12 protein-coding genes are annotated in these 13,208 nt (G+C 59.7%); 5 read left to right on the top strand and 7 right to left on the bottom strand.

Annotated elements, in window-relative coordinates:
* Positions 1 to 124: 124 nt before the first annotated feature.
* The 3 genes from EYB53_RS20890 to EYB53_RS20880 are packed head-to-tail and all read right to left on the bottom strand — an operon-like array spanning position 125 to position 3,109.
* A complete protein-coding gene (locus EYB53_RS20890) occupies positions 125 to 1,351 on the bottom strand; it encodes an aminopeptidase (RefSeq protein ID WP_205712710.1) in 1,227 nt (408 codons plus the stop codon).
* A gap of 10 nt (positions 1,352 to 1,361) precedes the next feature.
* Positions 1,362 to 2,078 carry a response regulator gene (locus EYB53_RS20885; protein ID WP_135480675.1) on the bottom strand — a complete coding sequence of 239 codons (717 nt, stop codon included), beginning with the start codon at positions 2,076 to 2,078 and terminating at the stop codon, positions 1,362 to 1,364.
* Positions 2,079 to 2,080: 2 nt separating this feature from the next.
* Positions 2,081 to 3,109 carry a sensor histidine kinase gene (locus tag EYB53_RS20880; RefSeq protein ID WP_205712709.1) on the bottom strand — a complete coding sequence of 343 codons (1,029 nt, stop codon included), beginning with the start codon at positions 3,107 to 3,109 and terminating at the stop codon, positions 2,081 to 2,083.
* A gap of 159 nt (positions 3,110 to 3,268) precedes the next feature.
* On the opposite strand from EYB53_RS20880, the gene bchY reads away from it, so the two are divergent.
* The 3 genes from bchY (at position 3,269) to EYB53_RS20865 (ending at position 8,174) form a co-directional block, all read left to right on the top strand.
* Entirely contained in the window at positions 3,269 to 4,582 is a 1,314-nt protein-coding gene (gene bchY / locus EYB53_RS20875) for a chlorophyllide a reductase subunit Y (RefSeq protein ID WP_135480671.1), read from the top strand.
* A gap of 3 nt (positions 4,583 to 4,585) precedes the next feature.
* Positions 4,586 to 6,106: a nitrogenase component 1 gene (locus tag EYB53_RS20870; protein WP_135480668.1), complete on the top strand. Its 1,521-nt coding sequence runs from the start codon at positions 4,586 to 4,588 to the stop codon at positions 6,104 to 6,106.
* Positions 6,107 to 6,320: 214 nt separating this feature from the next.
* Complete coding sequence (locus EYB53_RS20865) at positions 6,321 to 8,174, top strand: APC family permease (RefSeq protein WP_135480666.1); 1,854 nt, start codon at positions 6,321 to 6,323, stop codon at positions 8,172 to 8,174.
* 10 nt (positions 8,175 to 8,184) lie between these two features.
* Here the strand turns inward: EYB53_RS20865 and EYB53_RS20860 are convergent, their stop codons facing one another.
* Positions 8,185 to 8,598: an NUDIX hydrolase gene (locus EYB53_RS20860; protein WP_135480664.1), complete on the bottom strand. Its 414-nt coding sequence runs from the start codon at positions 8,596 to 8,598 to the stop codon at positions 8,185 to 8,187.
* 342 nt (positions 8,599 to 8,940) lie between these two features.
* Here EYB53_RS20860 and EYB53_RS20855 point away from each other — a divergent pair, with 342 nt between their 5' ends.
* Positions 8,941 to 9,864, top strand: a complete 924-nt coding sequence (locus EYB53_RS20855) for a DUF4129 domain-containing protein (RefSeq protein WP_167857521.1) — start codon at positions 8,941 to 8,943, stop codon at positions 9,862 to 9,864.
* Positions 9,865 to 9,870: 6 nt separating this feature from the next.
* The gene (locus EYB53_RS20850; RefSeq protein WP_135480659.1) at positions 9,871 to 11,016 is read left to right on the top strand and encodes a DUF4350 domain-containing protein; all 1,146 of its coding nucleotides are present in this window, start codon (positions 9,871 to 9,873) and stop codon (positions 11,014 to 11,016) included.
* A gap of 103 nt (positions 11,017 to 11,119) precedes the next feature.
* Here the strand turns inward: EYB53_RS20850 and EYB53_RS20845 are convergent, their stop codons facing one another.
* Genes EYB53_RS20845 through EYB53_RS20835 form a run of 3 tightly spaced genes read right to left on the bottom strand, consistent with a single transcriptional unit; the run spans position 11,120 to position 13,186 of the window.
* A complete protein-coding gene (locus EYB53_RS20845; protein WP_135480656.1) occupies positions 11,120 to 12,121 on the bottom strand; it encodes an ABC transporter substrate-binding protein in 1,002 nt (333 codons plus the stop codon).
* Complete coding sequence (locus tag EYB53_RS20840) at positions 12,118 to 12,900, bottom strand: ABC transporter permease (RefSeq protein WP_135480654.1); 783 nt, start codon at positions 12,898 to 12,900, stop codon at positions 12,118 to 12,120. Before EYB53_RS20840 ends, EYB53_RS20845 begins: the two co-directional genes overlap by 4 nt.
* Positions 12,890 to 13,186 carry a thiamine-binding protein gene (locus EYB53_RS20835; RefSeq protein ID WP_135480652.1) on the bottom strand — a complete coding sequence of 99 codons (297 nt, stop codon included), beginning with the start codon at positions 13,184 to 13,186 and terminating at the stop codon, positions 12,890 to 12,892. Before EYB53_RS20835 ends, EYB53_RS20840 begins: the two co-directional genes overlap by 11 nt.
* Positions 13,187 to 13,208: the final 22 nt, after the last annotated feature.

The raw sequence follows: 13,208 nt of genomic DNA, 5'->3' as shown, positions 1-13,208 counted from the left end.
GTGTTCACATGGTGTCGGTTGCCGCTGCTGACTCTGACTTTGCATCAGCCCTGCCGCAGGCACACTAGCTTTGCACCCCAAAAAGCCAGCGATGCTGGCTTTTTGGGGTGCAAAGCTAGAACACCTAGATGGCAAACGCCCACTCACCCGAGCGCATCACCGGCTCGATGCTGCCATCGGCATTGAGGCCATCAATGTCAAGCTCGGCAGAACCAAGCATGAAGTCGACGTGGACAATGCTGAGGTTGCCCCCGGCAGCAGCAAAGGCTTCGTCACTGAGGGCGGAACCTCCTTCGACACAGAAGCGGTAGCCATTGCCAAAAGCGAGGTGGCTGGCGGCATTTTCATCAAAGAGGGTATTGGCAAAGAGCAGACCAGTACGGGCAACCGGCGAACTGACGGGCACCAGAGCGACTTCACCCAGGCGGGCGGAACCTTCATCAGTTGCCACCAGACGACGCAGGGTCTCTTCGCCAACGGATGCACTGAGATCGGTCACGCGCCCTTGCGCGAAACGCAGCGTGAAATCGTCAATCAGGTTGCCGCCATAATTGAGGGGCCGCGAGGAACGCAACACGCCTTCGACCCGTTGGGCGTGCGGCAGCGAAAAGATCTCGTCGGTCGGTAAATTCGGGACAAAAGCCTGGCCGCGTTCACTGACCGAGCCACCGCCGGCCCACAGATGCCCATCGGCCAGACCGACCGTCAAGTCAGTGCCAGGGCCACGGTAGACAAGCGCCTGGTAGCGCCGCTCGTTCATATAGGCGCTACGCGCATCAAGTTCCTGCACATGGCGTTGCCAGGCCACAACCGGGTCAGGTGCATCAAGGCGACACGCGGTAGCAATCGCATGCCAAAGCTGCTCCATCTGCTGATCAGGGGAAAGATCGGGGCAGACCTGCGCGGCCCAGCCTGGGGTCGGAAACGCAACAACCGTCCAGGCCGACGCATTGCGTTGGACGAGTTCACTGACTGGTTTGGAGGCTTGTGCATTGGCGCGCATCATCGTACTGATCACTTCGGGATTCTGGCCCGCAAGCAAGGTTGGGGTCGCAGCATGGATGGAGAGCAAGGCATCCCCGGCTTCGAGATAGCCCAGCATCGCCTGGGGCAGCCAGGCAGGTACTTCGTCAAAGGAATTGCGCGGGGCTTCCTGGGCGCGCACCAGCATCAACTGCTCATCGCCCCAGATCACATCAACGAGTCGCGCCCCGGACTGATAGGCACGACGAGCAACAGCACGTATCAGCGCCGCCGTCTGCAAATCGCCACGAATAATCAGGCGCTGCCCAGCCTGAAGGTTGAGGCCAACACGAACAATCACATCAGCGTATTTGTCCAGATCTTGCATAGTGTTCATCTTATTCAGCCGGAGCAGGTTCATCTTCTGCATTATAGCCCATTTTGATCCAGCCCCGCTTGATCGCATAGATCACGGCCATCGTACGGTCATTGACCTGAAGCTTCGAAAGAATGGACGTAATATGATTCTTGACCGTCTGACTGCTGATATTCAATTCACTGGCAATCTCTTTATTGGAAAGGCCGCGAGCGATGCAATCAAGAATCTCGATTTCACGACTCGTCAGGGGGGCAAAGAGCTCGCTTGTCTGTTCATCTTCGCTGCTGGCGAGTTCACGGAACTGATGCAGCACCCTACTTGCCACGACGGGCCTGGCGAGCACCACATCATTGATCAAATACTTGCCCAGGGCGACTTCACGGATATAGAGCCGCAGCTTTTCGGGATGCACATCTTTGGACGAATAGGCGGAAGCGCCCACCTTGATCGCCTGAAAGAGCTGGTCATCGTCCTCATAGACACTCAGCACGATAATGCCCATGCGTGGCGCACGGCGTTTGATCACGCGGGCGACTTCGAGGCCATTGAGCCCGGGCAAATTAATATCAACCAGCACCACATCAGGATGCAACAACTCCGTCAACTTCAAGGCTTCTTGCCCATTTTCAGCCTCACCAACCACCTCAATATCGTCGGCATCCGAGAGACTCCAGCGAATGCCCTGGCGAAAGAGGGGATGGTCATCAATAATCAGCACACGGATCGGATTTAACATAGCTATTTCACCATTGGCAAACTGACCGTCACCTCAGTGCCATGCCCAGGGCGCGTCGTGACGACAAAATGGGCGCCGATCAACTCAGCGCGTTCACGCATGCTGGTTAGGCCCCAACTTTCACGACCAGCACGGCGGATCACTTCACGGGGATCAAAGCCCGGCCCTTCGTCACGAATGCTCAACAGCAGGTTGCCCTGATGCAGATGCAAATGCACCACAATCGGGGCACCCGGAGCATGTTTCCTGGCATTCTGGAGGGCTTCTTGAACCAGGCGATAGAGCACAATTTCGATTTCAGCAGGCAGGCGTGGCAGGGCATCGATGTCAACCTTCACCGACGCATTGACGATCTCGTGGTAACGGCGGATATATTCGAGCAAGGCCCCACGCAAACCGTGTTCATCAAGTTTGGCCGGGCGTAACTCGGCAATAAAGCTGCGTACCTCTCGCAGCCCTTCACGCGCATTTTCGCCCAGTTGATCAAGGACGACCCCGAGTTCAGCGAAGCGCTGGCTCGCCAGGAGCGTCTGGCAACGTTCGACCCCCATCAACCCATTGGCAAGCACCTGTGCCGGGCCATCGTGTACTTCACGCGCCAGACGCTGACGTTCCTCTTCGCGACCCATGATCACCTGCGCCCGCAGCGCCTGCGCCCATGGATCAGCCGGTTCACCCTCGCTATTCCCACTCAGTGTCGCACTGCTCATCTCGATTTGGCGGATAAGCTGATCAAGTTGACGGAGGGTATGGCGCAGGGTCGCATGTTCACCACTGAGCACTTCATAGTCTTTGCGCACCTGTTGTTCGCGCTGGGTGAGGCCTGGCGTGACTGTTTGACCGCGTTCAACAAGAAAACGCCCCTGCATCACCAGTTCATCAAGCTGGCGCTCGGCCGCACGCAACTCAGCCTCGAGACGGGTCAAACGCTGGTGGGCCGACTGATGTAAGGTTCGCAAATGGGCAATTTGATCAGTAATGAGCGCCTGCGCAGCTTCAAGGAGCGCTGACGGTGCTGAACTCACAACCATTTCTCCCTTGCAACAATGCTTGTCGCTAGTATAGCACGGCGTTGCATGCCCCGGCAAGCAGCGGCGATTCTTGTGAAAAAAGCTGCACATAAAGCAAGCAAGTGACGTTATAATGGCGATGAACAGACTGTTCGTGAACGAAACAAAGGTTACTGCTTCATGGCTGAACTAATACCATTGACTCCTGCCGGTGATGCGACACCAAAGGAGCCATTCAAAGAGGGGACATGCAAGCTTCATCCGCAGACGATGTGCCCTGCGTTTGGTGCGTTGCGCGTGCTCTCGCGGATCGAGGGTGCGCAACCAGCGATGATTACCGATACCGGATGCCTCTATGGGTTGACCTTTGTGACCCATTTTTATGCCTCGCGCAAGAGCATTATTGCCCCCGCCCTCGGCACCGCCGAGCTTTCGGGTGGCCTGGTACAAGAGGCCGCCCTGGCCGCGATCAAGGAGGCCGCGAAAGAGCAGAATGTCTCGGTCATTCCGGTGCTTTCGCTCTGTGTCGCCGAGACAGCCGGGCTCGCCGAGGAGTTGCTGCCGACCGAGATTGATGGCAAGCCGGTCGTGCTGGTGCGGGTACCAGCCTATGCAATCCATTCCCATCCCGAGGCCAAAGATATTGCCCTGGCGGCGGTGATGCGTCGGTTTCTCGATCCGAGTGCCGAGACCGAGCCGGGCACGCTGGCGTTGCTTGGTGAAGTCTTTCCCGCTGACCCACTACTGATCGATGGGGTACTGCGCAAGATGGGCGGGCGTTTGATGACAACCCTGCCGGGGCGCCACGTTGATGAGTTGAAACTGGCTGGACGCGCTGCTGCCGTGGCCGCCGTCCATCCTTTCTACCGTGAAACCGTGAGCCTGATGCGTGAACGAGGGGTCGGCGTCGTCTCGGGTGCGCCCGTTGGGGCCGAAGGGAGTGTCGCCTGGCTGCGAGCCGTTGGCGCAGCGCTCGACCTCGATGAAGATCTCGTCGAACGGGTGGCCGAGGAAGAGGTTGCCGTAATCAAGGGTTTCCTCGCCAGTCAGCCGCTCAAAGGCGCCACGATTATGCTCTCGGGGTATGAGGGCAACGAGATGCTCTATGCCCGTCTGCTGGTGGAGGGTGGCGCCCACGTGCCCTACATCAGTACCAGCATCGGCCCGAGCATGCTGACCGCCGCCGATGAAGCCTGGCTCAAAGCCCGTGGCACCGAGGCTATTGTCTATCGCAAGGCGATTGAGGACGATAAGGCGGCGATGGAGCACTGGACCTTTGACCTTGTCATTGGCACGACCACGCTCGCCGCGCATGCCAAAGAACTTGCGATTCCGTCGGTCTACTATACCAATATCCTGAGTGTCCGCCCCCTCTTCCTTGCCGCCGGAGTGATGGGCTCGCTCACCTTTGTGCGTGATTTAATGAATCGCCAGCCGCTCTACCAGCGCATGGTCGATTTCTTTGCCCCGCCTGCTTCTGAGGAGGAAGCATAGCATATGACTATTCAGTTGATCAGAGATATTTCTGATTCGTCGTCCTACTGGGGCGCTTCCTGGGTCTTTGGCTGTTTTCCTGATATCCATATTGTCTGCGATGCCCCCATCGGTTGCTACAACCTGCTGGGCATGGCCGTCACCGACTATACCGATGCGCTGCCCCATATGGATAATCTGACGCCCACCTCGATCCGCGAAGAAGATGTGATCAATGGTACCGCAAAGGCCCTGATCCGAACGATTGATGACCTTCGCACGATTGGCAGTCTCGAAGGGAAACGCTTGGTCGTGGTCTCGACCGCCGAGAGCGAGATGATCAGCGCAGATCACGGGCGTCTGGTGGCGCAGATCGATCCCGAAGCCCGTTTTTTCTGGAGCCAGTCGCTCGAGCAGGATGAGTGGACCGGGCGGGATCGGGCGTTGCTCTTTGCCTGGGAAGAGTATGGGCGGCCTTTTGTCGCCCCTGAGGCGCCGCCGCGTTCGCCCAAGCTCGTCAATATTCTTGGCCCATCGCTGGGATGCTTCAATGCGCCCGCCGACTTGCACGAAGTGCGTCGGCTCATCACCGGCATTGGCGGCGAGATCAATCTGGTCTATCCGTATGAGGGAAGCATCGCGGCGACGCCACACCTAGCTGACGCAGCGGTGAATGTCGTGCTCTACCGCGAGTTTGGCGAACCGCTGGCGCAGGCACTCGAGCGACCCTACCTTTTTGCGCCCTTTGGCGTCTTTGGCACCACCGCTTTCCTGCGCGAACTCGGTGCCCTCATCGGCACGCCAACCGCCGAAGTAGAAGCCTTCATCGAACGCGAAAAGCGTACCACTCTCCAGCCTGTCTGGGATCTCTGGCGAGGCCCACAGAGCGACTGGTTTGCGACGGTTGACTGTGCGATTGTGGGCGGGCGGAGTTATGTCGAAGGGTTGCGGCAACTGCTTGGCGAAGAACTCGGCATGAAGATCGCGTGGAGTTCGGGGCGTCCGCGGCGCGAAGACGAACCCGACAATATCGAGATTCGCAAACGGCTGCACACCAAAGCCCCCGCGTTTGTCTTTGGCAGCATCAACGAAAAGATCTACCTGGCCGAAGCGAATGCGCGGGCAACCCACTATATTCCCTCAACCTTCCCGGGGCCAGTCGTGCGGCGCACCACCGGCACGCCCTTTATGGGCTATGCTGGTGCCGCCAACATCATGCAAGAACTGGTCAACCGTTTTTACGATATGGTCTTCAACTTCTTGCCGGTCGAGACGATCAAGCCGCCGAGCGGTCCAGGCGGGCCACCGCAAGGACCACCGCCCGGGCCACCGTCAACCAACGCAGACAAGGAGGCGGCCAGCCGCACCATGCCGTGGAGCACAGAGGCCACCGAGCGGCTCAACGCAGCCATTGAACAGGTGCCCTTCCTGGCCCGCATCAGCGCGAGCCGGTCACTGCGCCAGGCCGCCGAAAGCATGGCCCGCACCCGTGGGCTCACTGAGGTTTCACTGCCGATCATCGAAGAAGCGATCCGCCAGGGGTAACGATCACGTCTTGTGGGACGGGGCGCGGTGCAACGCGAACCCGCCCGATACGCGCCCCACCAGCACAGCACCAGCACCTGGTGGGGCGCGGCGGCAAAGCCGCCGCGCCCCACAAGAATTAAACCTCTACCTTAGATCATTGAATCACAACAGGTCTGGTGCTACGATCAAGGTCGCAGATTGTGCGACCTTGACGCACTGGAGCGCAGATTTTATGTCTTCGTCATTAAAACGGCTGTTACTGGGCAAACCGATCCCAACTGAGTCGCAGAACCGCGACCAGATGCGGAAACATACCGCCCTCGCGGTCTTTTCGTCAGATGCCCTCTCGTCGGTCGCCTATGCAACCGAAGCAATCCTGGCAGTTTTGATCATCGGGAGCACCTTTGCCCTCGGTCTTTCCCTACCGATCAGCCTTGCAATTGCGGCCTTGCTGGTTATTGTCGGTTTTTCGTATCGCCAGACAATCCAGGCCTATCCGGGTGGGGGTGGGGCCTATATTGTGGCCCGTGAAAACCTCGGGGTTGTGCCGGGGCTTGTGGCAGCGGGGGCATTGCTTGTTGACTATGTACTGACGGTAGCGGTGAGCATCTCGGCCGGGGTGGCGGCAATCACCTCGCTTGCGGGGGCACTCGGCTATCCAGGGCTGCGCGAGTATGGGGTGGGGCTGGCACTCCTCTTCATTGCGACGATCACGTTGCTCAACCTGCGCGGCATTCGCGATAAAGGGTTCCTCTTCTCGCTGCCCACCTATATTTTTGTGCTCAGCATTTTAGGCATGATCGCGTATGCCTTGATCCGCTATTTCATCGTTGGAGCGCCCGATCTTCCCCCACCGGCCAGCATCGATCCGCCGGTTAACGCCGAATTGATCAGTGTCTGGCTGATTCTGCGGGCGTTTGCGGCAGGCTGTACGGCCTTGACTGGGATCGAAGCGATTAGCGATAACGTCCAGGATTTCAAACCACCGGCAGCACGCAATGCCGCCAATACGCTGACGGTGATGATCGTGCTGTTGGTGACGATGTTTCTTGGGGTCACCTATCTGGCGAACCTCTACGGGGTGACGCCAAATAGTGTAACGAACGAGACGGTGCTTTCGCAACTGGCCCGAGGCGTCTTTGGGATCGGCCCGATCTATGTTCTGCTCCAGGTTGCGACGGCGTTGATCCTGGTGCTCGCGGCGAATACAGGGTATGCCGATTTTCCACGGCTGGCCTTCTTCCTGGCGCGTGATCGCTTTTTGCCCCGCCAGCTTGCCAACCGCGGTGAGCGCCTGGTCTTTTCCAATGGCATTCTGGTGCTTGGCATTGCAGCCGCGTTGCTCGTCGTGCTCTTCCAAGCGAATCCCATTGCGCTGCTGCCGCTTTATACACTCGGTGTTTTTACCTCGTTTACCCTTTCACAACTCGGGATGGTGCGCCGCAATCTGCGTACTCAGACCAACGGCAGCGAGCGAGCGGCATTGATCAGTGGGATCGGGGCGTTGCTCAGCGGTGTAGTGCTGGTGATGCTGGTGCTCACCAAGTTTATCCACGGGGCCTGGCTTGTGATCATCGTGATTCCAATCCTGGTTCTGGGCTTTCAGGTGATCGCCCGTCATTATACGCGCGTGGCCGAACAACTCTCGTTGACCACGGCTGTCCGTCCGCAACCGATTCGCCGCCTGACGGCGGTCGTCCTGGTCAGCGGGGTTCACAAGGGGATGCTGCCAGCGCTAGAACTGGGGCGGGCGCTTGCCCCAGACAATGTAACCGCTGTTTATGTCAACCTTGAACCAGACCAGGGCATGCGGATCAAAGCACGTTGGGAGGAATGGGGCTGCGATGTGCCGCTGGTCGTGCTCGACTCACCCTATCGTTCGCTGGTGACCCCCGTGCTCAAATATGTCCAGGAGATCGAGGGGCGTTATCGTGATGACCAGGTGATGGTGATTTTGCCTGAGTTTATTCCATCACGCTGGTGGGAACATTTACTGCATAATCAGACTGGTTTATTGTTACGTGCGGCGCTGATGTTTCGGGCCGGCAAGACCGTGATCAGCGTGCCGTACAAACTCGAACGGTGATGGCTTGATCTTATGGATTGAGCAGGGTCATTGCGGCTTGCAGCACAGCCCGTACCCGTGGGCGGCCAATACGCTTGAGGGCGCGTGAGACCTCGAACCAGCGGACAGCTTCAATCCCTTCGTGTTTGCCAGGGCGAAGATTGCCGGTTGGCTGTACAATAAGATAATAGGCAACGACTTTGCGCCGACGCCGACCAGCTTTGACAACGCGGTAAAAGGCCTGTGACACTGATTCACCAACCTCACCACGCAGTCCAGTCTCTTCGTACAGTTCACGGCGAAGCGCGTCATCGTCGCTTTCACCTGGCATGACCCGGCCTTTCGGAAGTGTCCACATGCCACCACGCTTTTTGATGAGCAAGACTTCGATGTGCCCGGTGGACGTGCCACGCAAGGCCACGGCCCCTACCGCACGAATAGACATAGGTCCGGCCTTTCAATGTATATCTTTTTAGTATACCAAGTTGGATCAAGTCTGTTTGCCAAGCTCAAGGCCTGGAGTGGGGTGTGGAGCGGCTGCGCCGCTCCACGAGATGTTTTGGTTGGTGTTGGCGGCTTCGCCGCCAACACCAACCAAAAACTGGGGTTTGGGACGCAACCCCAACGCCGTTGCCTCAGCCCTGAGAGGCTGTCTGAAAAGGGTGTCAGCATCGTTCGCCACCACGTAGTGTGCCCTTGGAGTGCCGGCTTTAGCCGGCTAAAGCCGGCACTCCGAAGCAAACCGTCGCCTTTTCAGACAGCCTTTAAGGTCTGGGGCGTGGTGATCGTGAGCATCTTGATCGTATTGATGATGCCCACGCTGGCCCATGCCCAGGCGCAATCGCTGGATCTCGCAAGCTACGAGCGGCTGTTGCGCGAGGGGCGGGCGGCGGCGCTGCGCGGGGATCGCCTGGATGTTGAGCAGATCGCCCAGGTGCTCGCGGGAACCTCAGAAGTGGTGATGCCTGATGGGACGCTGGCGCCCGTTGAGACAACCTGGTTGACAGAGGAACTGGCGCGTGCGAACCCGGATCTGCCGTTGATTGCCGGACGCATGGGGGCGCTGCTTGATGCGCTCGCGGTGCCGCTTGAGGTGGAACCAGTTGATGCGCTCGAGCGCCTGGAACCGATTCTGGCCGCGCCACCCTTTGCCGACCGTGAACAAGCCCCGCGTGAGCCCGGCTGGTTTGATCAGTTTCTCACATGGCTTTTTGAACAACTTGGGCGTTTTGCGCAACCTGTGGCCGAAACAGCGGCGGGGCCGGCTGGCACGTTGACCTCCTGGCTCTTGACGGCGGCGGGGGCGGCGCTCCTTATCGTGGTGCTCGTCTTCTGGGTGCGGGGGCTGCGACGAACCCTGCAGGTCGAGGCTGAACTGGCGAGTCCCGCCGAACGCGCCGCCCGCGATACGGCTGATGCCCGCGCCCAGGCCGCGAGCCTGGCCAAAGCCGGCGACTATCGCGGGGCGGCCCGGATGCTCGCCCTTGCTTCGCTGCTCTGGCTTGATGAGCGTGGCCGCCTGCGCTACGATCCGCACCAGACCAACCGCGAACACCTGAAACGGCTGCACGAAGAACCGGTTGCGCAGGAACATCTCGCGCCGGTGGTTGAGCTTACTGATCGCGTCTGGTACGGCCAAGCGCCGCTCGATGCACATGGATATGCCGAGGTCGAACAGCAGGTCGAGGCTCTACGCAAGGCAGTGGAGTAACCCGGCATGATACGACGCGATCTCATGCTGCTGGTGGTGCTCTTTGCTGGCCTGGTGGCCCTGATTGGCCTGGGCCCGGGCCGCAGCGAGGGCTTGCCCGGCGGCAATGGCAGTAGTCGTTCTTCTGAGGCTGGGGGGACGCTCGCGCTCTATCGGTGGCTGGGGAGTCTGGGATATCGGGTGGAGCGGCTCGAATATCGGGCGTTTGAAGTCGATCCACGCGTCGATCTCCTGGTGGTCTTCAATCCACGCGAACGCTACAGCCGCGACGATGCCGCAGCCGTAGCCGCCTGGGTGGAGGCTGGCGGCACCCTGCTGATCGTCGAGCCGCGCTCTGGGCTCAATGCCCCTGCAGCCTCCCTGCTGGAAGCTTTTGACCTGAAGGTTGAGCCATTGCCCGCCGAAGGCGCATTCGGACGCGCACCGATCCTGCAACCGGCGCTGGGTGCGCCTGCCGCCACGCAACTCAATGTGCAGACCCGCAGCATGATCACGAGTGAACGGACGGATCTCGCCCCACTCGCGGGCAGCAACGCGACCCCGGTGATGATCGGCGTCCAGCACGGCGAGGGCTATATCTTTGCCATCACAAGTGCGCAACCCTTCTCGAACCGCGGGCTGCGTGAACGTGATCATGCTGCCGTCGTCGTGAATATGCTGCGCCGCATCCCGCCCGGTGGAACGGTGGTTTTTGACGAGATCCATCACGGGTTTCTCGTTGAACCAAGCATGCGCACCCTGCTACTCGGCACCCCGTGGGGCTGGGCAACGCTCTACCTTGGCGGCATTGTTGCTGGCTACCTTGTGCTGACCGGACGCCGTTTTGGTCAGCCGATCCCGTTGCGGGCCGAGGCGGATCGGCGGAGCAGCGCCGAATACCTGGCAAGCATGGCGGGCCTGTTGCGGCGGGCGGGCAAACGTGAGTACCTGCGCGACCACTACCGCGCCACGCTACGTCGGCACCTGACCCACAGCTATGGCCTGAGCCCCGATTGCGACGATGCGACCCTGCTGGCGACGATCAAAGCGGTGCATCCCGCGCTTGCGGAAAATGTGCGCGACCTGTTGAACCGGCTCAACGACCCCGCCACCGATGAAGCGTCGTTGTTACAGATCGTCGCCGCGATCGATGGGGTGCGTAACACGAATTGACGCAAAGGCGCGAAGGCGCGAAGGTTTGATGCATCTCCTTGCATGACTTTGCGCCTTTGCACCTTTGCGTCAAATTTCCTTGTTTCCTTGGTATAGCAACGTATCACGGCAAAAAGGCGTTGGTGAAGGCCTGTTCGGGGTCGATCATCGTGCTCAACAGGTCGCGGTCGACCATCCATTGGGCGTAGTCGCGCCAGACTTCGACGCGCTGTTCGCCCCAGCGCGGTGCGTTGCCCTGATATTCGCTGGCGAGATAGACCTGGCTCTGGGTAACGAGTTCGGCGTCGAGTTCAGGTGCGGCTTGCAACAGGATCGTCGCGGCTGCATCCGGCTCTTCAACCGCATACTGATACCCGGCACTGGTTGCAGCCATAAAACGCCTGAGCAGATCAGGTTGGGTGGCAATCAACTCTTCGCTAGTGATGAGCACGGGTGTATAGTAATCGGGAATGCAATTCAGATCTTGGATCATAACAATATTCAGATCAATACCACGCAGCGCAGCCTCGACGCCGGTCCAACCGGCGAAGATCCAGGCAAAGTCAATCGCATCACGTTCGGTGGCGACAAAAAAGTCACTTGAGCCAATATCAACAAATTGCACCTGGCTGGCATCGGCGCCAACACACTCCATCAAGCCGGCGATCACCGCCTGCTCGACCGGCGAGCCCCAGGCACCATAACGATGCCCGGCAAAGTCAGCCGGCGTGGTGATACCCTTTGCGGCGCGGCTGGCAAAACCACTCGTATTGCTCTGAATAATCGCCGCCACCGAGACAATCGGCAAGCCAACGACCCGCGCCTCGGTGACGGCCTCTTGATACGAAATGCCAAGATCGAGCCGCCCGGTCGCCACCAGTTGCTCGACGGTCCCGCCCTCCTGGGCCTGCAAAATCTCCACCTCAAGCCCTTGCTCACGATAGAACCCGCGGTCACGGGCAACATAGAGCCCAGTATGATTGGTATTGGGTGTCCAGTCGAGGCCAACGCGCAACCGGGTCGGTTCGGGATCGGTTGTTGTGGGAGAACGTTCGCCCGGACGATCCCCGCCACAGGCGCTCAGCCCGAGCGCCAACAGGATCACAAGCATCAACCAGCGCATCATTCAGTTCCTTTCCAAGCAAGCAAACGACGTTCGAGCACGACGAGCAGCGCAAAGAGGATCAGGGTCAACAGCGACGTAACGAGGGCCGCAACAAAGACCTGATCGGTGCGGAAGGCGCGCAACGAACGCGCAATATAGACCCCGAGGCCCGCCTCGGCCCCGATCCATTCGGCAATCACCGCGGCAATGACGCTATAGGTCACCGCGATGCGCAGGCCACGAAAGAACGAAGGCAACGCGGCGGGCCAGCGCAGCAGACGCAGGGTCTGCCAATAGCTAGCATCCATCGCCTGAAACAGCCGCACCATATCACGGTCAGCATCACGCAAGCCGCCGGCGAGACTAACCGTTATTGGAAAAAAGGTAACCAGGGCCACCACCAGCACCTTGGGGAGCAGGCCGAAACCGAGGCCGATCACAAGCAACGGGGCAATCGCGACAATCGGCACCGTCTGCGAAACGACGAGCAACGGATAGACCGCCCGCCGGATCAGGGGCACCGCATCAAGCGCCAGGGCAAGCCCGATCCCCGTGACGAGCGCCAGGCCCGCCCCGAGCGCCGTCACCCGCAGCGTCGCGACCACGTGCCCCCCAAGGATCGGCAGACTCTCGACAAAGGTCTGGCCCACCCGCGAAGGCGCGGGCAAGAGCCAGACCGGCACATCAAACAGACGCACCAGCACCTCCCACACCACCAGCAGACTGGTCAGCAGGATCGCCGGAGGCAGCCACTGGTGGAGCACCTGGCGCATCAGGGCCAAACGGCGGCTAGCCGCCATACTTGGCCAACTTCTCCTCGATCGACGAGCCAAGCGGATCATAATCAACCTTAATCAACGTAAAGACCCGCGCAGCCCCGGCCTGCACCACCGCCTCTTGCGCCGCCTTGATCACCGCCATCACCGCATCGTACTCACCCTCAAGCGTCGTCTCCATCGACGACACGCGATAGGACAAACCACTGGCGGCCACCACCGCAATCGCCGCATCAACGGCGGCATAGGTCGCCGCCTTATCCGCGAGACCACTGGGCAAAACCTGAAAACTCACAGCAATCGGTGCCATACTCCTCCTCTCGACAAAACAA

The sequence above is a fragment of the Candidatus Chloroploca mongolica genome, assembly GCF_004762035.2.
Classification (GTDB): domain Bacteria; phylum Chloroflexota; class Chloroflexia; order Chloroflexales; family Chloroflexaceae; genus Chloroploca; species Chloroploca mongolica.
The sequence above is the reverse complement of the archived record's forward strand: the minus strand, read 5'-3'. Positions and strand labels throughout refer to the sequence as shown.

Bases quoted from the DNA above. Each gene is read 5' to 3' on its own strand.
- EYB53_RS20890 (WP_205712710.1), bottom strand. From the start codon at position 1,351: ATGCAAGATCTGGACAAATACGCTGATGTGATTGTTCGTGTTGGCCTC.
- EYB53_RS20885 (WP_135480675.1), bottom strand. From the start codon at position 2,078: ATGTTAAATCCGATCCGTGTGCTGATTATTGATGACCATCCCCTCTTT.
- EYB53_RS20880 (WP_205712709.1), bottom strand. From the start codon at position 3,109: ATGGTTGTGAGTTCAGCACCGTCAGCGCTCCTTGAAGCTGCGCAGGCG.
- bchY (WP_135480671.1), top strand. From the start codon at position 3,269: ATGGCTGAACTAATACCATTGACTCCTGCCGGTGATGCGACACCAAAG.
- EYB53_RS20870 (WP_135480668.1), top strand. From the start codon at position 4,586: ATGACTATTCAGTTGATCAGAGATATTTCTGATTCGTCGTCCTACTGG.
- EYB53_RS20865 (WP_135480666.1), top strand. From the start codon at position 6,321: ATGTCTTCGTCATTAAAACGGCTGTTACTGGGCAAACCGATCCCAACT.
- EYB53_RS20860 (WP_135480664.1), bottom strand. From the start codon at position 8,598: ATGTCTATTCGTGCGGTAGGGGCCGTGGCCTTGCGTGGCACGTCCACC.
- EYB53_RS20850 (WP_135480659.1), top strand. From the start codon at position 9,871: ATGATACGACGCGATCTCATGCTGCTGGTGGTGCTCTTTGCTGGCCTG.
- EYB53_RS20845 (WP_135480656.1), bottom strand. From the start codon at position 12,121: ATGATGCGCTGGTTGATGCTTGTGATCCTGTTGGCGCTCGGGCTGAGC.
- EYB53_RS20840 (WP_135480654.1), bottom strand. From the start codon at position 12,900: ATGGCGGCTAGCCGCCGTTTGGCCCTGATGCGCCAGGTGCTCCACCAG.
- EYB53_RS20835 (WP_135480652.1), bottom strand. From the start codon at position 13,186: ATGGCACCGATTGCTGTGAGTTTTCAGGTTTTGCCCAGTGGTCTCGCG.